The following is a 22326-nucleotide window of genomic DNA, read 5'->3' as shown; positions in this document are numbered from 1 at the left end:
GGTATGCAGACCGATCCGAAGCTCGTGGCGCTGCGGCGCGGCCTGCTGGAGCCACTCGTCCTGGCCGCGGTCGAGTCCCGGCAGCGGTACGCGGCGGAGATCCTCGCCGCGCTCCAGGAGGCAGGCTTCCCCACCCAGGAGGGCACGCTCTACCCGCTGCTGAGCAGGCTCCGACGAGACGGCCTCGTGCACCACGAGTGGCACGAGTCGCCGTCCGGGCCGCCCCGGAAATACTTCTCCCTCACGGATGCCGGCAGAAGCCAACTCGCCGCGTTCCGCGACTACTGGAACGAGTTGACCCGCATGATCAACACGATGGGACGATGACCCGTGAACGAGCCGACAGCCATTCGTCTCACCGGTCACGTCGCGGCCTATCCCGCCACCGCCGAAGCACGCGACGCCCTGCGGCAGTATCTCGACGAGGCGCGACGCGCGCTGAGCGGCGACCCGGACGCCGACGAGATCGTCCGAGATCTCGAATCCGCGATCGGCGACCGGTTGGGCGCGCTCACCGACTCGGGCGACGAGCCGGTTACCGGCGCCCAGATGGCCACGATCCTGGCCGAGCTGGGGCCGGTGAGCCCCGCACGCCCCGCGCCGCCCTCCCCCGTCGAGGGACGGCCGCGTGGCCGGTTCTGGTGCCGGATCGACGAGGGCAAGTGGTTCGGCGGCGTCTGCCTCGGCATCGCGGCGTACGGCGGGTTCCGCGTCGACTGGGTACGAACCGTCGTGTTGCTGCTGACCCTGCTCACCGGTGGCGCACTCGCCGTACCGTATCTGGTCCTGCTGCTCCTGCTCCCCGTCGTCCCGACGGTTGCCGACTACGAGCGCCAACGGGACGGCAGGTGACCAGGTAGGCGCGATCGTGCCGACGTCTGGACGCGGCCCGGCACCGAACTGCCTCGTTGAGCACGTCCTGTCGGCGGCTACCGTGCCCTGATGGCCATGTCGTCCCATCTCGCCCGGCTGCGGACCATTCTCGGCCACGAGTTGATCCAGCTCCCGTCGGTGTCGGTCCTCGTCGTCGACGACCACGCCCGGCTCCTGCTGGTGCGTCACGCCGGCAGCTCGGACGGGTGGGCGGTGCCCGGCGGCGCGGTCGACGTCGGCGAGTCACCGGCCCAGGCGGCCATCCGGGAGATCCGCGAGGAAACCGGCATCCAGATCGGCACGCCGCGACTGCTGGACGTGCTCGGCGGCGCCGACTACGAGGTGACCTATCCCAACGGCGACCGCGTCGCCTACGTCACCGCCGTCTACCGGGCCGGCCACACGGACGGGACCCCGACGCCCGACCACGACGAGATCAGCGAGCTGGGCTGGTTCACCCCGACGCAGCTACCCGGCGTGGATCTCAACCGGTTCGCCCGCGCGCTGCTGCGGGCCACCGGCCACCTCATCACCTGACGGCGTCGAGCCGCACGGCACGGACAATTCGACGGAACCGTACCGGTGAGCAAGGATGCGGTCCATGAGCCATCAGCACCACGTCTTCCGCAACCCCCCGCCGGCAGCACCGGGCGAGGTACGTGCGGCGCTCGACTGCGGTGAGCTTTCCCGTGCCCTGGACGCCATGGTCGGCGCGGTCCTGCATGGCGATGGAGACTGGCAGGAGCTTCAGGAACTCTATCTTGGCCTGCTCGATCACGAGGACAGACAGGTGAGGCTGCTTGCCGCGACGTGCCTGGGACACCTGGCGCGGGTCCATGGCCGGCTGGACGAGGACCGGGTGGTTCCCGAGCTACGCCGCGTCGGCGCGACCGGCGCGTTGAGCGACATCAGGATCTACCTCCACCCGCGCCGTCCGCCTTGGTATGGGCGCGTGTGGAAGGCCATCCGGATGGCCGCGGGACCGCACCGTCGCCAATAGACTTTTGGTACGAGTCGCCGCCGTCCAGAACCGCCGGATGGACGTGCTCGTCACGCTCGACGAGGTGTACGCCATCGCCCGCGATTCTGCCGGGCAGGCGTCGAGTCGGATCGCGGCGACGGCCAGCTCCTGCTTGGCGGCGAAGTGGTGGTGGAGGCCGCCCCGCCCGGGCCAGGCCGACACACCTCGGCGGCGACGTCCTGGGCACGCTGGTCGACCGTGTGACGCGCGCCGAGTCCGTGGCAGCCACTGTCATGCCGATGAGCGGATGTTTCTCATCCTCGCGTTTCGGTCGCGGCGGTGAACTGGATGGTCCGGTCGCTGACGAGGTCGGGGCAGCGGACGGGAAGGTCGTGGCCGGCTTCGGGGACGGTCTCGGCGCGTGCGCCGGGGATCTGCGCCCGGATCCGGGTGGCCACCGACTGGGCGTCGTACATCTGGCTTCTTTCGCCGAGCAGTGCCAGGGTCGGGGCGGTCACCCTGCCCAACTCTTCGTCGGTGAGCTCGGGGGGATTGAGATGGCGGCGACGGAAGGCGGTGCTGGCTCGCAGCAGTCGCATCAGGTCGTCCTCGAGCAGAGTTGCGTTCCGCAGGACGCGCGCTGCGAGGCGGCGGAACGGCGCGGGGCTGAATGCGGCCAGCCCGCCCAGCATGATCCAGGCGAGGAAGCGACCGCTGACACGGCCGAAGCCGGCGGGGTCGAGCAGGGTGATCGTTTCGGCACGGCCAGGCAGGTGCAGGTTGTACTGCAAGGCGATCCAGCCGCCGTAGGAGACGCCGACTAGATGAGCGCGCTCGACTCCCAGTGCGGTGAGGGCCCCGTCCAGCCAGTCGGCCCAGTCGCGGCCGTTGTACAGCGGTTTTTCCTGCACCGAGCGTCCGGGCTCGCCGACCGGGTCGATGGCGATCACCGGCCGCGTCGCGGCCAACCGAGACATGTAGTGGAGCCACGACAGTGCGTTGCCGCCGGCCCCCGGTAGCAGCACGAACGGGATGCCTTCACCGCCGGTCTGGTACGCCCTGGTTACGCCGAAGCTGGTCGGCACGTCGACCGCGACCGCATCGGCCGGCCAGCGCCGCAGACGCAAGTCCTCGTACGCCCGCGCGAACCGCGTCTGCGCCTTGTCGCTGGCGAAGCTACTGATCCCGGCAGCTGGCATGCTGTCGCCACCTCATCCGACGTTTCTTGATACGAGCGTATCATCAAAGCCATAGACGTCCATCCCGGAAACGGATCACCGTGCCCAAACGTGTGGATCACGAGATACGCCGTCGGCAGATCGGGGAGGCGCTGTTGCGCATCGCCAGCGCCCGCGGTCTGCACTCCGCCAGCATGCGCGAGGTGGCCGCCGAAGCCGGCGTCTCCCTCCGCCTGGTGCAGTACTACTTCCACACCAAGGAAGAGCTACTGCTCAGCTCCTTGGCCTATCTCGGCGAACGGTTGGCCACGCGGGTCGAGAGCCACATCCGCGCCTGGGGCCCGGTAACCCCCCGCAGCGTCGTCTACGGCACGCTCACCGCAATCCTGCCCACCGACACCGAGAGCCTCGACATGACCAGGGCCTACACCGGCTACTACACCCTGGTCTTCACCGATCCGGACCTCGCCACCCGGCACGGCGCCACCTACCCCGACAAGCTCGAACGGCTACTCGCCGGGCAACTCAGCGCCGCACAGCAGGCCGGCCAGATCGACGCCACCCTGGACCCAGAGACGACCGCCGCCGGGCTGCTCGCCCTCACTAACGGCCTCGGTGCAAGCGTGCTCGGCGGCCAACGAGACGGCGAAACCGCACTCGCCGTTCTCACCTACCACATCGATCGCTTGTTCAAGCCCTGACCACCGAACCGACGACATCACGAAGAAACGACCCGAGCAGCGGCATGCACGATTGGCCACGCACCAACGGCATCCGCACATGCCGCCGACCGGGCGTCACGGTGAGTCATCGATGCACGGTGGCGATTGATGTGTGTATGGCCGAGTTGGGCGCGAAGGTGATCATCGGAAATAAGTCGCGCCGTCTAACACAGCGTCGAGCCAGCGTTCATACCACCCGAGGAAGTCGGCATCGTTGGTGAAGGTCGGTCCGGTCGAGGTATCGCTATTGTCGGTGACGCGGCTGCGGGCGGGTCCGCTGACCACAAGGATGGACAGGTAGCCGCAGCCCTGATCACTCAGCGCCAGCGTCCCGGTATATGGCTCGTCGTCGTCACCGGGCGCAACGTCAGTCGGCCAATCTGAGTACACCCGTCCCGGCTCAGCGGGGAAAGGCTTGCTCAGCGTGTTCGAGTCGGGCATGCCCCACAGGCTGGTGGCCCAGTCCTGAAGAGAGTGCAGGCCGTAGTACGGGCCGGCACCACCCCAACGGCCCGGCCCGCCGTGCCCGATCACGGTGATGAACGCCCGGTAGTCCTCCGGTAGTGAAACGCCGTGCTCACGTTCGAATGCAGCGACCTCGGTCTGGGGCAACGGCGGACCCAGTTCGAATCGGTGAGCCGACGCCCCGAACATGACTGACTTGCCTGGCCGTCTCGCTGCGACAGCCAGTTTCTCCGCTACCCGGTCGAGGCGCGCCGACAAGTGGGGATCAGCAGTCACGCGATCATTGTGACGCGTACCTGCGGAACTTGGAGAACGGCAGCGCTCACGACCCGGCGTAGGGAGGCAAGCAACACGAGCTGGCTCTGCACGCTCATGCCGCAGGTCGGGCGCGTTCACGGTTGAATCCGTCGACTCCGGCCACAGTCCGTGAGCGGCGCGGCGCGGCACGGCTCCCTTCTTGGCGAGAATCGGGCGTTCGGGATCGGACCGCGCGTGCCACGTCGTGTCGGAGAATGCGTTGATGTCGCACCCACGCATCCTCGTCTCCCCTTCGCCGTTGGGCGCACGTGCGCGGAAGTTCTTGACCGCGCACGCGCGGGTGGTGCCAGTCGAGGCAGGTCCGAGTGACGACGAGTGCCGGGATGTGATGCGTTCGGTGCTCGGGTACAGCGACGAGGGTGCCCTGGCCACGTTCCGGCGCATTCAGCGTCGCTACTCGGGGTTGACCTATTTCAGCCGGTTCCGTCGTGCCGAGATCGTCTTCGATCCTGCCTTCGAAGTCGATCCCGAAACAGGGCAGGTCGCCTTCGAGTACGCCGTCATGGACGCTGCGCCCGACGGTTGCCGCAGCGGCTTTGTGCGGCCCGACGAAACCGTGTGGTTCGGCAACCTGCACGTTGATGCGCCGGCGTTTCCCTCACTCGACCACTTCTTGGAGTGTGATGCCCTGCTCCACCATGCCCACCAGCAGCGGCTCGAGTCCACGGAGACGCCGCCGGACGCCAATGCCCATCTCACCGCCCTACGTGCCCGTCACCCGCGCCTGCAGCCGGTGAACTCGGCGAGCGGGTTCTCGGTCGGATGGTGGAGTGATCATGAAAGGCTCGTATGCATCAACGGCCTTGACGCACGGCTGGCAGCCGACGGACATGGCATGAGCCCTGTGCCGACCGTCGTGATGACCTGGCTCGTCGACGAAGCCTTGCGATAGGGGCCACCCGCAGCCACTGAGGTTCCGCCGAATCGACGCACCGTCAGGCGCGGGCGTGGGCGTGGTCGGCCGCGGCGGCGCGGGCGGCTCGCACGAAGGCCGCGACGTGCCGTGACCGGCTGCCCTCCGGCCACGCCACGACCAGCGTCGCAGGCGGGGCGTCTCGCACCGCACGGTACGTCACGCCGCGGTGGGGCCGGTCCAGCGCCGACTCGCCCACCATCGCCACCACCCGACCCAGCGCGACGAGCTGCATCAGCTCGCCGACGTCGCCCACCACCGGTCCGGGGCCGCGGTCGACTGCCTCCGGCCACTGCGGCATCGTCTCGCCGGCCAGGTCCGCCAGGCACACGCTGTCACAGGCCACCAGCCGATGCCCCTCGGCCAGGGCAACCACCCGCCGCTCCACGCTGAGCGCCTCGCTTGCCAACCCCTGTAGGTCGTTCTGCGGATGGTGCAACAGGCCCACGTCGGCTCGCCCGCTGTGCAGCATCGCGGCCCGCTCGCCCAGCGAGAACGCGAACTGCACCGGCAGCGCGTCCGGTTCCGACTCGTACGCAGCCAGGATCCGCGGCAGCAGGCCCCCGTCGCCGCCGGGCTTCATCGCGAGTACCAGCGAACGCTGGGCAGCGCCGGCCCGACGCGATCGGCGTACCGCCGCCGATATCGCATCCAGCGCCAGGCGGGCCTCGTCGAGCAGCACCTCACCCGCCGCGGTGAGTTGATTGCCGCGGCTCGTGCGCTCCAGCAGCGCGACACCCATGCGGTGTTCCAGCCGCCGGATCGCGCGGGACAGCGGAGGCTGCGCGATGCCGAGGCGGGCCGCGGCCCGGCCGAAGTGCAGTTCCTCGGCGACTGCCACGAAGTACCGCAGCTCGCGGGTCTCGACGTCGTCCATACCGCAACGGTATCGGGCGCCCACCCGATCGGTCTTGGACGGCGGTCTCGCCGCGCTGGTCGGATAGGGGTATGTCGACAACAAGGATCGCCCTGGTGACCGGGGCCAACCGGGGTATCGGCGCGGCGATCGCGCAAGGTCTCACCGAGCGCGGCATGACCGTGGTCGTCGGGGCGCGCGACGCCGCCTCCGGCGAGCAGACCGCGCAACGTCTCGGCGGCCGTGCGGTGCCGCTCGACGTGACCGACGACGGCTCGGTGCGCGACGCTGTCGCTCAGGTGGAGCAGTGGTACGGACGGGTCGACGTGCTCGTCAACAATGCCGGCATCTCGGGCGGTCCCGCGGGTCAGCTCGCCGGCGAAGTGGACTTGGCGGTCATGCGTGCGGTGTTCGACACGAACCTGTTCGGCGTGGTGCGGCTCACCGAGGCGTTCCTACCGCTGCTGCGCAAGGCGGTTGGCGCCCGCGTCATCAATGTCTCCAGCGGCACCGGGTCGATGGCCTGGCAGTCCGACCCGGGCCGTGCCTTCGGCTCGTCGCAGATCGCGCTCGCCTACCCGACGTCGAAGGCGGCACTGAACATGCTCACCGTGCTGTACGCCAAGGCCCTGGCCGCCGACGGGATCACGGTCAACGCCGTGGCGCCCGGCGCATGCGCCACGGACTTCGCCGCCGCACTGGGCCTGTCGCTGGAGCGTACCGCTGAACAGGGCGCCGCGATCGCCGTACACCTGGCAACCGTGCCGGACAGCCCGACCGGCGCGTTCCTGCAGGACGACGGGCCCGTCCCGTGGTGAGCCGAAGAGCCCACGCCCCGTCCGCGGCACTCAGCCCGGGCTAGCTGACCCGGCGTTGGATGCGCCACAGGCCGACCGCTGCGAGCAGCGCGCTGAGCCCGAGATACAGCGCCAGCTCGATCCACTGGAAGGGCCAGAATCGCCGGTTGGGCTGGTAGACCAGGTCCACGTGCAGGTCGAGCTTGCCGAGACATACCGCAGTGTCACCGAACGTCCCGGTGGCGCCGGTCTTCGGGGCGTTGGTGAAGCACTCGTCGAAGGCGGCGTCGGACAGTTGCCGGCCGTCGGGTGTCAAGAGCTTGCTGGTGTCCGTGACCCAGGCGTCCGGTACCTCCAGCCCCCCGACGACCGGCCCGCCGGTGATGCTGCCCAGCATTCGGGCCTGGTTGATGGCGTCGGCACTCATCGCCACGGTGACCCGCTCGGCGGGCAGGTAGTGCGGTCGCAGCAGGTTCGGCACGGCGACCTGCACCGCGATCACGGCGAGGAACACCATCGCCATCGCCGGCAGGGTGCGGCGGACCAGAAGCCCGGTGACGGCGCCGAAGGTGAAGCCGAAGACGGCGTACCCGATGGGCGCGACACCGCGTGCGCCGAACAGGAGTGCGCTGAACCGGTCGCCGGTCACCTGGTCGACTGGGGTCGCCGCCCAGGTCAGCAGGGCGCTGAGTGTGCCGGCTACGGCCATGCTGGCAAGGCCGAGAACCGTCAGCTTGACCGCGAGCCAGCGGCGGCGGGGCACGCTTTGGTTCCACACCAGCCGATGGGTGCCGGTCTCCAGTTCCCGGGCGATGAGCGGCGCACCCCAGAACGCACCGATGAGCGCGGGTACCAGACCGGCGCCGGCGGCGAGGAACAGCATCGTCTGCCCGTACCGGCTCGGAAGCTGGGATGTGTCACGTGCGGCATGGATGTCTCCGCCGAGTTGGAGCAAATAGATGGCGGCCAGGACCAAGAGGATCGCTCCGACGAGCGCCTGGATGCGGAACTGCCGCAGGCTCATCCTGATCATCGTGGCACCGCCGCACTCGCGCGGGGCGCGGCACCCGTTCCGGCGGCCCGCGACATGTAGGCGAGGACCAGCTCCTCCAGCGTGACCGGCTCGGCGTCCCCGGCCCGTACCGCTGCGTCGCCCCGGACCAGGGCGCGGCCGTGCTCCGCCCAGATGACCTCGACCCCGGCGGGTATCGTGGCCGGCATCTTCGCCGGATCGCCGACGATCCGGCGGTGCGCGGTGAGCAGGTCCCGGACCGGACCGGCGATCTGGATGCGCGAGGCGCAGAGCACGACGAGGTAGTCACAGACCTGCTCGACGTCGCTCAACAAGTGCGACGAGAGCACGGCACTGGCGCCGAGTTCGCCCACGAACTCCACGAGGCCGCGCATGAAGTCCATGCGTGCCAGGGGATCCAGCGCGGCGGCGGGCTCGTCGAAGATGAGCAGCTCGGGTCGCTTCGCAGCGGCGATGGCCATCGCGAGCTGCGCGCGCTGGCCGCCGGAGAGCCGGCCCGCCTTCTGTGCGGGGTCCAGGCCGACCTCCACGATCCGCCGCTCGGCCAGCGCCGGGTCCCAGGACGGGTTCAGCCACGCACCCATCTTCAGATGGTCGGCGACGGTGAACGCGGCGTACACCGGGGTGTCCTGGGCGACGAAGCCGACCCGGGCCAGGTGCGCCGCGTCGGCTGCCGGTCTGGACCCGAGGACGGACAACGTACCTGAGGTCGGTCCGATCAGGCCGCAGGCCAGTTGGAGGAGTGTGGACTTGCCGGCACCGTTCGGGCCGACCAGCCCGACGACATGCCCGCGCGGGATTCTCAGGTCGCAGTCGGTCAATGCGGTGCGGCGGCCGTACCGTTTGGTCAGCCGCTCGGCGTGCAGGACGAGTGGTGTTTGCATAGGCTCATCCTGCGAACGGCGGGCGGGCTGTGCATCGCTCCAAAGCGTGGGGCGGTACGCCGACGACCCTACTTTTGACCGGTTCGCGTTGGGCGGCGATTTCCTAGCGTCCTCGGCATGAACACGACACACCGAATGGCGATGAACGCCATGCTCGGGTTGGTCTCCGTCACCGGGCTCGGGCTCACGGCGTACCTGATCGCGGACAGTTGGGGCGGGCTCTACTGGCTGTTCGACTGCGTGGCCGGGACGGTGGCGGGGGTGCTCGCGCTGCTGCGCGGGCCGCGGCGGACCTGGCCGGTGGCGGGCGGGCTCGCGGTCGCGGCGGTGGCCGTCGTGGTGGCCCGGGTCGCCGGCCTGCCGCAGGAGCCGGGACCGGTCAGCGCACTCGCACTGGCCGTACTCGTCGGATCGGGGATCCGGACGCTGCCGGGACCGCGCGCCGCGGCCGTCGCGGCGGGCGGGTTCACGGTGGTGGTGGGTACCTGGCTGACCGCGCTTCCGGACGCGGCGGGCTTCACCGTGGTGACCGTCGTGAACACAGTCACCTGGCTGGTTGCCGTGGCGCTCGGGACCAGCCTGCGTGCGGCCGGAGGGGCCTCGTAACTTGAACAGGGTGAGCATCTGTCACCGGCTGTTCCGGGCCGCGGCCACGGCGGGACTCGCCGTGGTCTTCCTCGCCGCGATCGGCATCGAGGCCGCGGCGATCGCCCAGACCTGGGGCGTCCGGTACTGGCTGGCGGGCGGTTCGGCCGCCGTCGTGGTCTGTGTGCTGGCGCTGGTACGACGGCGGCAGCGGGCGTGGGCGGCGATCGCCGGTCTTGGGATCGCTGGACTGGCCATCGCGGGGGCCCGGCTGTTCCACCTCCCGACCGAGCCGGGACCGGCCATGGCGCTGGCGCTCGCCGTCCTCGTCGGGTCGGCGGTGCGAGCCCTGCCTCCCGTACCGGCTGGTGTACTTGCCGCCGGAGGGCTCGCGGTGGTCGGCGGCGCCTGTCTCGCCGCACGGCCGCATGCCTCGGGCACCACCTCGGGCGCCTCCGGGGTCGTGTTGATGAATGTCGTGGCCTGGCTCGGCGCGGTCACGGCCGGGCTGGCACTGCGGCTGCTGGACGACCGGGCGGCGGCCACCGCCGAGAAGGTGCGCCGGGACGAGCGGCTGGAACTGGCCCGGGAACTGCACGACGTGGTGGCCCACCACATCACCGGCATGCTGATCCAGGCGCAGGCCGCCCACGTCGTCGCGCGCAAAGACCCGGGGCAGGTGGCCGAGTCGCTGACGGGGATCGAGGCCGCCGGCACCGAGGCGATGCGCGCGATGCGCCGCGTGGTCGGGTTGCTACGCGATGCCGAGGACGCTCCACCCGCCTCGGCCGGGCCGGAACAGCTCGGCGTACTCGTCGAGCGCTTCAACCGGCAGGGCCCGCCGGTGCGCCTGCGGATGCCCGAGCAGAGGACGGCATGGCCACCGGAGGTGACCAGCACCGTGTACCGGATCGTCCGGGAGGCGCTGACGAACGTGGCCCGCCACGCGCCGCACGCCCACGGCGTCACCGTCACCGTCGACCAGAACCCCGCCGGCGTCAGGGTCGAGGTGGTCGACGACGCGCCACCGGGCCCCGCCCGCGCCGCCCACCGGGGCGGGTACGGCCTCGTCGGCATGCGCGAACGCGTCGAAACCCTCGGCGGTTCGCTCGCCGCCGGTCCCCACCCCGACGCCGGCTGGTCGGTCCTGGCCACCCTGCCTATCAATGAGGGACGGCCGCGATGACAATCCGCGTACTGCTCGCCGACGACCAGGCGATGATCCGCAGTGGCCTGAAGCTCATCCTCGAAGACCAGTCGGACATCAGCGTCATCGCCGAGGCGTCAGACGGTGTCGACGCAATCGCCCAGGCCCGCCAGTTGCGCCCCGACGTCTGCCTGGTGGACATCCGAATGCCCCGGCTCGACGGCATCGAGGTGACCCGGGCACTGGCCGGGCCCCGCGTACCCAACCCGATGCGGGTCATCGTCGTCACCACATTCGACCTCGACGAATACGTGTACGGGGCACTGCGCGGCGGCGCGGCCGGCTTCATCCTCAAAGACGCCGGCCCGGCCCTGCTGGTCGAGGCCGTACGCGCCGCCCACAACGGCGATGCGCTGGTCTCCCCGTCGGTCACCGTACGGCTGCTACGCCACCTGACCGCGCCGAAACCAGAACCCGACAAGTCGCTGCCGTCGTTGTCGGAACGCGAGATCGAGGTGGTACGGGAGATCGCGCGCGGCCGGACCAACCTGGAGATCGGGTCCGAGCTGTTCATCTCCCTGAGTACGGTCAAGAGTCACGTCTCGACCATCCAGACAAAGCTCGGCCTACGCAACCGCACCGAGATCGCCGTTTGGGCCTGGGAGCACCGGATCGTCGAAGCTGCTTGAACGGCAGCCACGGCAGCGGTACCGCGCCGTGGCCGCCCAGGATGTGCTTACCTTCTGGTATGCCGCACCCCATCATGTTCGACGAGGCGGACCCGCTCCTGGGCCGGCTGCGAACGCTCGCCCTGGCCTTCCCCGACGCGGCCGAGAAGATCTCCCATGGGCGTCCCGCCTTCTACACCACCAAAGTCTTCGCCTACTACGGGGGATCGGTGAAGGTCGACGGCGTCTATCAACAGCACGGACAGTCGGTGATCGTGCTGGTCGACCCCGACGAGCGCACGGCGCTGCTGGCCGAAGACCGTTGCTTCGTGCCGGCCTACCTGGGGGCCTCCGGGTGGGTCGGTGTGGACCTCACCGATGACATTGGCTGGGATGAGGTCGGCGAGCTACTCGACGCCAGCTACCGACGTACGGCCGGGGCACGCAGGATCACGCTGCTCGACTCCCGACGGCCCTGAGCAACCCGCCGTTGCTCGGCAGCCAGTCTCAGTCGACGATGCCGATGAGAGAACATGAGATCGCGCGGTGCCGTCTGATGCGCTAGCGCCGGCAGACCAGTGACGAGGGCGACGGTTGTCTGCGGCGCGGCGTTAGGCTGCGGCGGTGCGCCCTGTCCTGATCGCCGACGTCGTTCTCCCGCCGGTGGGATGGATCAGCGAAGTCGCTGGAGTCGGGTGGATGGTCACTCACCCGACAGAGTCGTCGGCGACCGTTTGCGGTGGCAGGCTGACGTCGACTACGGCCTCGACATGACCCAGAACGCCATCGCGGCCAACAACGGCCAAGGCCGTTGGCTCACCAAAGGGCCGGACGCCACCGTGCGCCTGTGGCAACTCCCTGACCGCATCACCGACGAGGTTCCCGGACAACTCGACCTCTGGTGAAACCGATGCCGTCAACCCGCGCAGTCGGGCATCCGGATCTACCGCGAGTCGCGCGCCGCGGGAACTCGCGGCCACCGGAGGCGTGGACCCGTCTGGTCGACGTGAACCACCATGATCGCTGGACGGGTCACCTGACGGACCTACCCGAGCAGCGCCGCCGCTGCGGCCAGGGTGGCGAGCGACAGCGTCGTGGTCACCGCCACCGCCCGGTTGGCCACCGCCTCGCCGACGCCGTACTCCTGGCTGTAGATGAACGTGTTCTGCGCGGTCGGCAGGCCCGCGCACACCACGACGGCGAGCAACTGCGGCGCGGACAGGTGCAGCGCCAGCCCGGCCGCGTACGCGAGGACCGGCTGCGCCACGAGCTTCAGCGCGGTGATCACGGCCAGCTCGGCCCACTCGGCCGGCGCGGCCCGCGACGGCGCCGGGCGGTGCAGGGACGCGCCGAGCGCGACCAGGGCGGCCGGAACCGCGGCGCCGGACAGCAGGGTGAGCGACGCGCCGACGGCGGCCGGCGGACGCAGGCCGGCGGCCGAGCACGCCACACCGAGCAGCGACGCCAGGATCACCGGGTTGCGTACCGGCAGGGAGGCGATCCGGCGGACCCGGACCCGCGCGGTCGGATCGCGGTGTCGGTCCAGGGGGACCAGGATCACCGGCGTCACCACAAGCACCTGCAACAGCACCACCTCCGCGAGGAACGACACGTCGCCGAGGATCTGCGTGGCGATGGGGATGCCGAGGTTCGCCGAGTTCACGTACCCGGCGGCCATGCCCCAGATCGGCCGTTCGCCGGGCTCGCGACCGAACAGCCGGCTCGCGCCGGCCCAGCCGAGCCCGACGACCGCGACGGTGCTCGCCGCGAAGGCGAGCAGCGAGCGGCCGGCGAACCCGGCCAGCGGCGTTCGGGACAGGGCCAGGAACAGGGCGGCCGGCATCGCGAGGTGGAACACGAACCGGCCGAGCACCGACGCCGCCGCCGCGCCCAGCAGCCCCCGACGACAGGCCGTGTAGCCGACCGCGGTGAGGATCCAGATCGGCACGAACGCCGACACCAGGCTCATCCGGGCGTCACCGGCGGACGGGCCGGGTGGCCCCGGTCAGTCGGCGAGCGGGCGGTAACGGAGGAGGACGACGCCGTTGCGGAATCGGCGTTCGCCGAGGAACTCGTAGTCGGTGCGTACGCCGGTGGGCAGTCCCGGCTTGCCGCCGCCGACGGTCGTGGGCCAGACGATCAGCTGGCACTCGTCGACGAGTCCGGCCCGGATGGCCTGCGCCGCCAGGTCGGCACCGCCGATGGTGATGTCGCTGCCGGCCGTGGCCTTCAGCCGGCGCACGGCGGCGGGGTCGAACCGGCGCTCCACGCTGGTGCGGGCCGTGGCCGCCGTGGTGAGGGTCGTGGAGTAGACGATCTTGTCGGCCGCCTGCCAGACGTTCGCGAACTCGGCCATCAGGTCGGACCGCGCGGCCAGCGAAGCGTCGGTCTCCCAGACGGCCATCGACTCGTACAGGCGCCGCCCGTAGAGGAAGGTGCCCGCCGACCGCAGGAGATCGGTGGTGAACGTGAAGACCTCGTCGTCGGGTGGCAGCCAGGCGAAGACTCCTTTCTCGTCCTCGATGTAGCCGTCGATCGACACGTTCGTCACGTAGATCAGCTTCGCCATGCCTCCGCCTTCCGGTGCGCGTGGGACCCGATGGGATCGTCTCGCCTGTTCTACGAACGACCCGGCCGGAATTCGACGGCACGGCGGGAAGAAATTCTAGAAGCCCTCGGCGAGCAGGTCCCGGACGAACGTGCGGAGCCGGTCGTTCGCCTCGTCCGAGCCCACGGTGATCCGCACCCCGGCCCCGGGCAGCGCCATCACCAGGATCCCGGCCGCCCGGGCCCGGTCGGCGAACGGCACGGCCCGCTCCCCCAGCGGCAGCCACAGGAAGTTCGCCTCGCTTGGTGCCACGGTGAGCCCGAGGTCACGCAGCGCGCCGGTCAGCCGGGTACGTGCCGTCACCAGGTCCGCGCACCGCCGGGTCAGCTCCGACTCGACCTCCGGCGTCAGGCTGGCCACGGCCGCCGCCTGGGCGAGCGCGTTGGGGAAGAACACCGCGCCGGTCATCGCGGCCGGCGGGACCAGCCGGGGCGGCAGCACGGCGTAGCCGATCCGCAGCGCGGCCAGCCCGTACGCCTTGGAGAAGGTGCGCAGCACGCAGACGTTGTCGTACGCCCGGTACAGCTCCATCCCGTCCGGCGCGGCCGGGTCGGTGACGAACTCGCGGTACGCCTCGTCCACGATGACCGGCACGTCGGCCGGGATCCGGTCGAGGAACGCCTCCACCCGGTCCCGGCGCAGCGCCGCCCCGGTCGGGTTGTTGGGGTGGCACAGCAGCACGCACCGGGTCCGCTCGGTGACCGCGTCCGCCATCGCGGGCAGGTCGTGGTCGTACCCGTCGAGCGGCACCGGCACCGCGCGGGCGCCCGCGTTGCGGATGATCAGCGGGTAGCCCTCGAACGACAGGGCCGCGTGCACGACCTCCGGCCGGGGGCCGAGGGACTGCACGAGGTGTTGGCACAGCCCGGCCGAGCCGGGGCCGACCAGGATCGCCTCCGGCCCCACCTCCAGGCGCGCGGACAGCGCGGCCACGAGCGCGGCGGCGGTGCGGTCCGGATACCGCTGGAGGGCGGCGGCGCCGTCGGTGACGAGCCGAAGAACGCCGGGCAACGGCGGGTACGGCGTCTCGTTCATCGACAGGTCGACCGGGGCGATGGTGGTGGCAGGTGTCATGGTGGCTCACTTCTCCGACGGCGCCGGTGCGGAACGGGTGTGTGCGTGCCGGTCGGTGAGCACGCCGAGCTGGTGGAGCCGGTCGACGAGGGAGAGCGGTCGCAGGTCCGTGCCGGAGAGGTTGCCGGCGGTGAGCCCGAGCAGCCGGGGGTTGGCGGCGGTGCGGCGCATCATCCGCGAGCCGAGCAGCTTCGGCAGCCCGGCCACGCTGGTGATCATGCGGGAGGCGTTGTGGCTGACGGTCGCCACGTGGTCGAGGCGGGGCCGGCGCGCGGCCTCGTACGCCCGCAGCGCCCGATCCACCGCGGCGGGTTCCGGCGTGCCGCCCTCGGCGGCCAGGCCGGCGGCGAGCGTCTCGGCGTCGCCGAGGGAGCTGTTGACGCCCTGCGCCGCCATCGGGTGCACCGCGTGCGCGGCCTCGCCGACGAGCGCGAGACCGGGCACGGTCAGGCGGGCGGTGCGCAGCCGGTAGACGGCGAGGAGCTGCCGGCGGTGCAGGCTCGCCCGGATCGCCGGCTCCAGCGGCCGGACCGCCGGCACGTCGGCGAGCAGCCGGTCGCACCAGCTGCCCAGGTCGGCCCGGCCCCGGAACTCGTCCGGTGTCACCTGGACGTAGAGGCGGCACCGGCCGCCCGGCAGCGGATAGACCAGGCAGAGGCCGCGGCCGGTCCGGTAGGCGGTCACCTCGTCGGCCACCTCGGCGTCGGCCACGTCGAAGGCGACCAGGCCGTGCGGGTACTCGCTGCGTCGCACCGCGATGCCGGCGGCCCGGCGCAGCGGCGAGGACATGCCATCGGCGGCCACCACGAGCGCCGCCGGGATCTCCTCGTCGGTCCCGTCGCCGGTGACCCGGACGCCGGTGACCCGGCCGGTGTCGTCGCGCCGCAGGCCGGTGACCCGCCGGCCCCACCGCAGGTCCACCGTGGCGGGCAGCCCGTCGGCGAGCACGCCGCGCAGGTCGCCGTAGTCGGCGCAGAGGATCTCCCGGTACGCGCCGGGCAGGCCGGTGTAGTCGAGGCAGAGCAACGGTTCGCCGTACGGGTCGCGGATGGCCAGCCGCCCGACCGGGCGGGCGCCGGTGGCCCGCAGCGGGTCGAGCGCGCCCCAGGAGTCGAGGATGCGGACGGTCTCCGGCTGGAGGATCTCGCCCTTGGCGATGGCCGCCGGGGTGCGCTGCCGGTCGAGCACCACCACCCGCAGGCCGAGCGCGCCGAGCGCGCGGGCGCTGGCCAGCCCACCGGCGCCGGCGCCCACCACCACGACGTCGGCGCTCATCTGGCGACCGCCCCGGGCGCGACGTCAGGTCGCCCGGCGGCGACCCGGCGGTGGTCGCCGAGCGCCCGCAGCGCGAGCGCCTGGGTGATCACCGCGTTCGGGTAGCGCATGTGGTGGCGGATGTAGTTGCACACCCGGGCCGCCGGCCACCCGCCGTCCGGCCCGGCGGCCGACACCAGCCAGGCGACGCCCCGGTCCGCCGCGGCGGCGACCTCGGGGTTGCCGGTGGCGAGCAGGCCCTGGACGGCCCACGCGGTCTCCTCGACCGTGCCGGGCGTGCCGTCGCCCGGCCCCCACGAGCCGTCCGGCAACTGGGTGTCGCGCAGCCAGCGGACCGCGCGGCGGACCACCTCGTGCCGGGCGTGGCCGACGCGCGACAACGCGCCCACCACCACTGCCGTGCCGGAGGTGTGGTCGCGGTACCAGAGGTTCTCGAACGTGCCGTCGGGCGCCGCCCGGGTCAGCAGCCAGGCCGCGGCGCGCGCGATCGCCGGGTGGTCGTCCGGGTGCCCGGCGTCGTGCAGCGCGAGGACGGCCTGGCTGGTGATGGCCGGGCAGGGGCCGTCGTTGGCGAGTTGGGTGTCGCGTACCCACAGGCTCCACGAGCCGCGGCTGTCCTGGCGGTCGACGAGCCAGGACAGGCCGGTACGCAGGACCGGGTCGGTGTCGGCGTCGGGGAGGCCGGCGAGCGCGGACAGGATCTCGGCCGACTCCAGCGTCACCGGCCAGCCGCCCACGTTGGAGTAGCTCCACCCGCCCGGCGGCACGTCCAGCACGTCGAACGCGGTCGGCTTCTGGGTGGCGTGCAGGAAGTCGCGGGTGGCACGCAGGCGTGGGTCGGCGGCGTACCCGGCGGCGACCAGCCCGGTCACCGCGTAGCCGGAGCGGGTCAGGTCCAGGTTCGCCACCGCGTCCCAGGCGCCGTCGGGGCGTACCGCCCGTCGCAGCCAGCCGACGACGGCCCGCGCGATGTCCGGCGCCTCGCCGCTGCGGGCCAGGCCGAGCAGCACCAGGGCGGCGGGCCACGGGTCCTCGCTCAGCGCGCCGGTGCGGCCCTCGTGGTCGAAGATGGAGCGCAGCAGGCCGACCGCCACCGGCCGGGCCCGGCGCAGCGTGGCGCGGCGCAGCCGGCCGGCGGGCAGCAGGTCCGCCTGCATCAGGGCGAGGCCGACGAAGGGCGCGGTGCGGAACGACAGCCGCCGGCGACGGACCCGGTCGAACAGGACGATCTCCAGCGGCAGCCGGCGCAGCGGGCCGGCCTCGGCGGTCATCCCGGCCATGGTGAGCAGTTGCCGGCAGAGCAGCGAGATGGCCCGGTCGGTGACGGCGTCGACGCCGCCGAGGGCGGCCAGCCGGGCCCGGCCGGCGGCGATCGCCTCGACGCTCGCGGCCGGCGCGCCGAGCGCGAGCGCCGCGACCGCGACGGCGGTGGGCACCACCTCGCTGTCCGCGCCGACCACGCCGCCCCAGCCGCCGTCGTCGTGCTGCTGCCGACGCAGCCACGCGGCGCCGGCGTCGACGAGGTCGGCGCTGCCGGTCGGGTCGGCCGCGTGCAGCGCGGCCACCGCGCCCGCGGTGCCCAGCACCGACGCCGGCGGGTCGTCGCCGAAGGCGCCGTCGGGGCGTTGGCGACGCAGCAGCGCCTCGGCGCCGGCGGCGATCGCCTTGCCGACGGCCTCGGCGGTCACCTCGGTCATGTCGCGTCCTCCAGGGGCACTCGACGGTGGGCGGCCAGGGCCAGGCCGGCGGTCGGCGGGCCGAGTTCGTGCCGGACGCGCATCCCGCGCTGCGCCCACCAGGTGAACGCGAGCATCGGCAGCGCCAGCAGGAGCTGCACGGCGACGCCGAGGCCGAGCCCGACCACGGCCGAGGCCAGCACGACCCGTTCGACGACCAGGACGGAGTGGGCGCGCAACGCCACCAGGACGGGCATCCCGGCGCCCCGGGCGACAAGCGGCGTCCACGCGGCGACGCCCACGACCACGACGACGAGCAGCGTGGCCAGGTAGGCGGGCCGCGCGTCGCGGTCGGCCAGCAGGCCGGCGGTGAGCGCCGCGCCGATGGCGACGGCGTGCAACGCCACCACGGTCCGGACCGCGAACGGTACGCCCCGGCGCACCGGCAGCGTCTCGTAGCCGCCCGCGCGGTCGCCGTCGATGTCGCGCAGCGCCCCGACCAAGTTGGACATCGCGTCGTGCGACCAGAAGGCGACGATCAGCGCCAGCAGGACGGGCAGCGCCGGGAACGGGTCGGCCGGCAGGCCGACGGCGAGCGCGCCGTAGAGGAGCGCGACCGCGCCGAGCGCGCCCCGGACCAGGTTCCCGGCGATCCCCCGCGCCTTCAACCAGCGGCTGTACGCGACGATCCCGCCCCCGGCCAGCAGCGCCGCCGCCGTGGTGCCCCAGCCGCCCGCGACGGCCAGCGCCGCGAGGACGGCGAAGCAGGCGCAGCCGCACGCCAGTGCCGTCCGCGCGCCCAACCGGCTCGACGGGATCGGCCGGTGCGGTTTGCTGCCGGCGTCCAGCTCACGGTCGAACCAGTCACCGAGGTAGTGGCCGCCGAGCCAGCCGGCGGTGGGCGCCGCCCAGGCCGACAGCAGCCGCCACGGGTGGTGCGGGCCGGCGGCCACCGCCGCGCCACCGAGGCCGACCAGCCCGACGTACCAGAGCGTGTAGGGCCGCCAGGTCTCGACGTGCGCCCGCAGTGCCCGGGCGACGCTCACCGCGTCTCGCTCGTCATCCAGGCCGCGATGCCGGCGAGCACGTCCGCGCTCGCCGACGGCGCGAGCACGGCCAGTTCGGCGCGGGCGCGTTCGGCGTGCTCCACCATCCGCCGGCGCGCCCGCGCCACCGCGTCGACCTCGCGCAGCAGCGCGGTGACCCACTCGACGTCGCCGGGTCCGGCGCCGCGCCGGTGCAGCACCGCCATCAGCTCGACCCGGGCCGTGTCGGTGGCCGCGTCGTACGCCAGCAGCAGCGGCAGCGTCGGCCGGCCGTTGTTGAGGTCACTCGTCGCCGGCTTGCCGGTCTGCTCCGGCGTGGCCACGTAGGACAGCAGGTCGTCGCGGATCTGGAACGCGATGCCGAGGTGCTCGCCGTAGCGGGCGAGCGCGGACGCCACGGCCGGTTCCGCGCCGCCGAGGAGCGCGCCGATGTGGCACACCGCGCGGAACAGCGAACCGGTCTTCAGGCGGATCATCTCCGGATACCACCTGGCGCCCGCGTCCAGGTCGCCGACGAGCTGCGCCTCGATCGCCTGCCCCCGGCACAGGTCCTGCCCCGCCTCGGCGAGCGCGGTGAGCGCGGCGACGACCTGGCCCGGCGGGACCGCGCCGCCACCGTCCACGATGGCCCGGAACGAGGAGAAGATGAGGTGGTCACCGGCGACGATGGCGTTCGGGATGCCGAACGCGACCGGGACGGCCGGGCGGCCCCGGCGCATCGTGTCGGCGTCGATGATGTCGTCGTGCACGAGCGTCGCGACGTGGAGGTATTCGGTGCCGAGCGCGGCGGCGAGCACGTCCCGGGGTGATCCGCCCACCGCCTCCGCCGCGTGCAGCGTCATCATCGGGCGCAGCAGCTTGCCCGGCGGCAGCAGCGCGTACCGGGCGATCGTCACGAGCTGGTCGGTCGTCTCCGGCCAGCGGCGGCCGAGTTCGGCGTGCAGCAGTCGCCCGGATTCGCTTCGGGCCAGGTCGTCGATGAAGGGCGGATATCGCGTAAATCCAGCAACGGTCATGACGCGTCGACCCTTTCACGAAGGCTCGGCTAGTCGCCACGCGAGACGTTACCGGCCGGAACTCCGGTGAACAACCATCGATAAATGCGCCAATCCGTCGGCGGCGGTGAATGCGATGACGATAATCTTCGCCAAATTGGCCGATGCGCCGCCAAATGCCTCAATGGCCGCGCGCACCGGTGGGTATGGGACGTCCCGTCGCGGCGCGGCTCAGGCCGCGGCGAACTCCATCAGGGTGAGCCCGCCGGAGCCGTGGAAGGTGCGCCGGGGCGCCAGCCCCGCGGCGGCGGCCAGCGCGGCGTGCTCGGCCACCCCGCGCTCCCGGCCACCGACAAGCACCAGCATCCGCAGGTCGTACGGGGACAGGTGCGGCACGTGCGGCATGGTGGGCAGCACCTCGATGACGAGCACCCGACCGGTGTCGCCGGCCGCCTCGGCGCAGCGGCGCAGGATCGCCGTCGCGTGGGTGTCGCTCCAGTCGGTGAGCGCGCGGGACACCACGTACACGTCGCCGCCGGTCGGCAGCGCGGCGAAGAAGTCACCGACCACGGCGTCGACCCGGCCGGTGAGGCCGTGCTCGGCGAACGTCGCGGCGGCGGTCGCCACCGGCTCGTCGCGGTCCACCAGCGTGCCCCGCAGGTGCGGGTGCGCGCACAGCAGCTCCCGCAGCAACCCACCGGAGCCGCCGGCGACGTCGACCACGTGCGTCACCTCGGCCCAGGGATAGCACGCGGCCACCTCCGGGGCGGTGATCCGCTGCTGGCTGAGCATCACCGCGTCGAAGTAGGCGCGCTGCTCCGGGTGCGCGTCGAGGTCGGCCCAGAAGTCGCGGCCGTGGACCGCCGCGTAGCCGGGGCCGCCGGTGCGGATCGCGTGCGGCAGCCCCGCGAAGGCCAGGTCCATCCGGGCGCCGAGACCACCCAGGTCCAGGTCGGCGCCGTGGCCGCCGCCGTCCCGGTCGCACAGCAGCGCGCCGACGTCGGTCAACCCGAAGACGTCCGGCGACACCTCGGCGAACACGCCCCGGTGGGTCAGGTAGCGCAGCAGGCGACCCAGCGCGGCCGGGTCGGCGTCGCACGCCGCGGCCAGCTCGGTCAGGCCGGTGACGCCGGCCGCGATCCGGTCCGGCACCCGCAGCGTCACCGCGGTACGCACGGCGAACGGGGTCGCCAGGTCGGTGAGCCGGTCGAGCCGTGCCGCCGCGTCCCCGTCGATCGCCACCAGTTTCCTCCCCCGGTCCACCGGCCCCGAATGATCCCAAGTTCGCGGCCGGCACGTCAACGCCGACGGTGGTGAGGACATTCACGATCGTGGAACAATGCGCGGACGGGCCGTCGCGCGCAGACCGGAGGATCATCGATGACCACTTCCACCGCCGTCGACGTCCGGCCCGTGACCGGCGCGCTCGGCGTCCAGGTGCGCGGCCTCGATTTGAACACGCTCACCGACGAGGGCTTCGCGCACGTCCACGACCTCCTGCTGAAGCACCACGTGGTCTTCCTCGCCGGCCAGGCCGGACTGACCCCGGAGGCGCACGTCGCGTTCGGTCGCCGCTTCGGCGAGGTGGAGCTGCACCCCTACCTGCCCCGGCTCGACGGGCACCCGGAGATCGTGGTGATCGACTCCGAGGACGGCGGGAAGGTAGACGTGTGGCACACCGACATGACGTTCCACCAGAGCCCGCCGATCGCCTCGGTGCTGCACCTGATCCAGTTGCCGGAGGTCGGCGGCGACACCATGTGGACCAACCAGCACCGGGTCTACGAGGCGCTCTCCGCGCCGCTGCGGGACCTGCTCGACGGGCTGACCGCCATCCACGTCATCCGGATCGGCACCGAGTTCACCAGCCGGGCGGAGCATCCGGTGGTGCGCGTGCACCCCGAGACCGGACGCCGCTCGCTCTACGTCAACCGCCTGTTCACCTCGCACATCCCGCAGCTCACCCGCAACGAGAGCGACGCGCTGCTGGAATACCTGTTCGGGTTCTCCGAGAGCCCGCAGTTCACCTGCCGGTACCGCTGGCAGGCGGGTGACGTCGCGGTGTGGGACAACCGGGTCACCCAGCACTACGCGGTGAACGACTACGACGGCATCCGGCGCGGGCAGCGCATCACCGTGCTCGGCGACCACCCGACCGGCGACCCGCCCCGGTGGGAGCACCACGTCCCGGCGCCCGGCCAGCGCTACTGGCCGGACCGGGTCAACGCGGTGGAGAGCTACTGAGCGCGCCG

General features: G+C 72.1%; 26 protein-coding genes. 13 read left to right on the top strand and 13 right to left on the bottom strand.

The features are described 5' to 3' along the window. The first annotated feature begins 3 nt into the window (after nt 1–3). From O7602_RS11000 to O7602_RS10985, 4 genes are all read left to right on the top strand, one after another. Nucleotides 4–327, top strand: a complete 324-nt coding sequence (locus O7602_RS11000) for a PadR family transcriptional regulator (protein ID WP_281588437.1) — start codon at nt 4–6, stop codon at nt 325–327. A 3-nt stretch (nt 328–330) separates the two neighbouring features. Beyond that, a complete protein-coding gene (locus O7602_RS10995) occupies nt 331–852 on the top strand; it encodes a PspC domain-containing protein (protein ID WP_281588435.1) in 522 nt (173 codons plus the stop codon). Nucleotides 853–942: 90 nt separating this feature from the next. Then, nucleotides 943–1410, top strand: coding sequence for an NUDIX domain-containing protein (locus O7602_RS10990; RefSeq protein ID WP_281588434.1), 468 nt, complete (start codon nt 943–945; stop codon nt 1408–1410). Between the two features lie 64 nt (nt 1411–1474). Further along, a complete protein-coding gene (locus tag O7602_RS10985) occupies nt 1475–1873 on the top strand; it encodes a hypothetical protein (protein ID WP_281588432.1) in 399 nt (132 codons plus the stop codon). Nucleotides 1874–2148: 275 nt separating this feature from the next. On the opposite strand, the gene O7602_RS10980 is transcribed toward O7602_RS10985, so the two are convergent. Then, the gene (locus O7602_RS10980; protein ID WP_281588430.1) at nt 2149–3033 is read right to left on the bottom strand and encodes an alpha/beta hydrolase; all 885 of its coding nucleotides are present in this window, start codon (nt 3031–3033) and stop codon (nt 2149–2151) included. 80 nt (nt 3034–3113) lie between these two features. Between O7602_RS10980 and O7602_RS10975 the strand changes: the two genes are divergently transcribed. Next, entirely contained in the window at nt 3114–3713 is a 600-nt protein-coding gene (locus tag O7602_RS10975; RefSeq protein ID WP_281588428.1) for a TetR/AcrR family transcriptional regulator, read from the top strand. 162 nt (nt 3714–3875) lie between these two features. On the opposite strand, the gene O7602_RS10970 is transcribed toward O7602_RS10975, so the two are convergent. Continuing rightward, nucleotides 3876–4475, bottom strand: coding sequence for an SMI1/KNR4 family protein (locus O7602_RS10970; protein WP_281588427.1), 600 nt, complete (start codon nt 4473–4475; stop codon nt 3876–3878). A gap of 244 nt (nt 4476–4719) precedes the next feature. Between O7602_RS10970 and O7602_RS10965 the strand changes: the two genes are divergently transcribed. Next, nucleotides 4720–5409 (top strand): hypothetical protein, encoded by a 690-nt coding sequence (locus O7602_RS10965; protein ID WP_281588426.1) that lies wholly within the window; start codon nt 4720–4722, stop codon nt 5407–5409. A 43-nt stretch (nt 5410–5452) separates the two neighbouring features. On the opposite strand, the gene O7602_RS10960 is transcribed toward O7602_RS10965, so the two are convergent. After that, entirely contained in the window at nt 5453–6307 is an 855-nt protein-coding gene (locus O7602_RS10960) for a LysR family transcriptional regulator (RefSeq protein ID WP_281588425.1), read from the bottom strand. A 95-nt stretch (nt 6308–6402) separates the two neighbouring features. Between O7602_RS10960 and O7602_RS10955 the strand changes: the two genes are divergently transcribed. Beyond that, the gene (locus O7602_RS10955) at nt 6403–7104 is read left to right on the top strand and encodes an SDR family NAD(P)-dependent oxidoreductase (RefSeq protein ID WP_348651319.1); all 702 of its coding nucleotides are present in this window, start codon (nt 6403–6405) and stop codon (nt 7102–7104) included. Nucleotides 7105–7144: 40 nt separating this feature from the next. Here the strand turns inward: O7602_RS10955 and O7602_RS10950 are convergent, their stop codons facing one another. Together O7602_RS10950 and O7602_RS10945 are read right to left on the bottom strand one after the other, a co-directional pair. Beyond that, nucleotides 7145–8107: an ABC transporter permease subunit gene (locus O7602_RS10950; protein WP_281588421.1), complete on the bottom strand. Its 963-nt coding sequence runs from the start codon at nt 8105–8107 to the stop codon at nt 7145–7147. 5 nt (nt 8108–8112) lie between these two features. Continuing rightward, the gene (locus O7602_RS10945) at nt 8113–9000 is read right to left on the bottom strand and encodes an ABC transporter ATP-binding protein (protein WP_281588419.1); all 888 of its coding nucleotides are present in this window, start codon (nt 8998–9000) and stop codon (nt 8113–8115) included. A 117-nt stretch (nt 9001–9117) separates the two neighbouring features. Between O7602_RS10945 and O7602_RS10940 the strand changes: the two genes are divergently transcribed. From O7602_RS10940 to O7602_RS10920, 5 genes are all read left to right on the top strand, one after another. Then, on the top strand, nt 9118–9606 hold the full coding sequence (locus tag O7602_RS10940) for a hypothetical protein (RefSeq protein ID WP_281588416.1): 489 nt from the start codon (nt 9118–9120) through the stop codon (nt 9604–9606). 10 nt (nt 9607–9616) lie between these two features. After that, complete coding sequence (locus O7602_RS10935; protein ID WP_281588414.1) at nt 9617–10771, top strand: histidine kinase; 1155 nt, start codon at nt 9617–9619, stop codon at nt 10769–10771. Continuing rightward, complete coding sequence (locus O7602_RS10930) at nt 10768–11421, top strand: response regulator transcription factor (protein WP_281588412.1); 654 nt, start codon at nt 10768–10770, stop codon at nt 11419–11421. Before O7602_RS10935 ends, O7602_RS10930 begins: the two co-directional genes overlap by 4 nt. 59 nt (nt 11422–11480) lie before the next feature. After that, on the top strand, nt 11481–11879 hold the full coding sequence (locus O7602_RS10925) for an MmcQ/YjbR family DNA-binding protein (RefSeq protein WP_281588410.1): 399 nt from the start codon (nt 11481–11483) through the stop codon (nt 11877–11879). 291 nt (nt 11880–12170) lie between these two features. Then, nucleotides 12171–12305 carry a hypothetical protein gene (locus O7602_RS10920; protein WP_281588408.1) on the top strand — a complete coding sequence of 45 codons (135 nt, stop codon included), beginning with the start codon at nt 12171–12173 and terminating at the stop codon, nt 12303–12305. Nucleotides 12306–12445: 140 nt separating this feature from the next. On the opposite strand, the gene O7602_RS10915 is transcribed toward O7602_RS10920, so the two are convergent. The 8 genes from O7602_RS10915 to O7602_RS10880 form a co-directional block, all read right to left on the bottom strand. Beyond that, nucleotides 12446–13369: an AEC family transporter gene (locus O7602_RS10915; RefSeq protein WP_281588406.1), complete on the bottom strand. Its 924-nt coding sequence runs from the start codon at nt 13367–13369 to the stop codon at nt 12446–12448. A gap of 36 nt (nt 13370–13405) precedes the next feature. Continuing rightward, nucleotides 13406–13969 carry a dihydrofolate reductase family protein gene (locus tag O7602_RS10910; protein WP_281588404.1) on the bottom strand — a complete coding sequence of 188 codons (564 nt, stop codon included), beginning with the start codon at nt 13967–13969 and terminating at the stop codon, nt 13406–13408. 96 nt (nt 13970–14065) lie between these two features. Further along, the gene (locus O7602_RS10905; protein WP_281588402.1) at nt 14066–15082 is read right to left on the bottom strand and encodes an aminotransferase class I/II-fold pyridoxal phosphate-dependent enzyme; all 1017 of its coding nucleotides are present in this window, start codon (nt 15080–15082) and stop codon (nt 14066–14068) included. 6 nt (nt 15083–15088) lie between these two features. Beyond that, nucleotides 15089–16357, bottom strand: a complete 1269-nt coding sequence (locus tag O7602_RS10900) for an NAD(P)/FAD-dependent oxidoreductase (RefSeq protein ID WP_281588400.1) — start codon at nt 16355–16357, stop codon at nt 15089–15091. Then, nucleotides 16354–18054 (bottom strand): prenyltransferase/squalene oxidase repeat-containing protein, encoded by a 1701-nt coding sequence (locus O7602_RS10895; protein ID WP_281588398.1) that lies wholly within the window; start codon nt 18052–18054, stop codon nt 16354–16356. The genes O7602_RS10900 and O7602_RS10895 overlap by 4 nt, the downstream gene beginning before the upstream one ends. Beyond that, a complete protein-coding gene (locus O7602_RS10890) occupies nt 18051–19079 on the bottom strand; it encodes a UbiA family prenyltransferase (RefSeq protein WP_281588396.1) in 1029 nt (342 codons plus the stop codon). Before O7602_RS10890 ends, O7602_RS10895 begins: the two co-directional genes overlap by 4 nt. After that, the gene (locus tag O7602_RS10885; RefSeq protein ID WP_281588394.1) at nt 19076–20095 is read right to left on the bottom strand and encodes a polyprenyl synthetase family protein; all 1020 of its coding nucleotides are present in this window, start codon (nt 20093–20095) and stop codon (nt 19076–19078) included. The genes O7602_RS10890 and O7602_RS10885 overlap by 4 nt, the downstream gene beginning before the upstream one ends. 210 nt (nt 20096–20305) lie before the next feature. Then, entirely contained in the window at nt 20306–21316 is a 1011-nt protein-coding gene (locus tag O7602_RS10880; RefSeq protein ID WP_281588392.1) for a methyltransferase, read from the bottom strand. A 138-nt stretch (nt 21317–21454) separates the two neighbouring features. Here O7602_RS10880 and O7602_RS10875 point away from each other — a divergent pair, with 138 nt between their 5' ends. Then, nucleotides 21455–22318 (top strand): TauD/TfdA family dioxygenase, encoded by an 864-nt coding sequence (locus O7602_RS10875; RefSeq protein WP_281588390.1) that lies wholly within the window; start codon nt 21455–21457, stop codon nt 22316–22318. The last annotated feature ends 8 nt before the right edge of the window (nt 22319–22326 follow it).

This window comes from Micromonospora sp. WMMD1128, assembly GCF_027497235.1.
Lineage (GTDB): Bacteria > Actinomycetota > Actinomycetes > Mycobacteriales > Micromonosporaceae > Micromonospora.
Note: the sequence above shows the minus strand (reverse complement) of the source record. Positions and strands in the feature narration are given on the sequence as shown.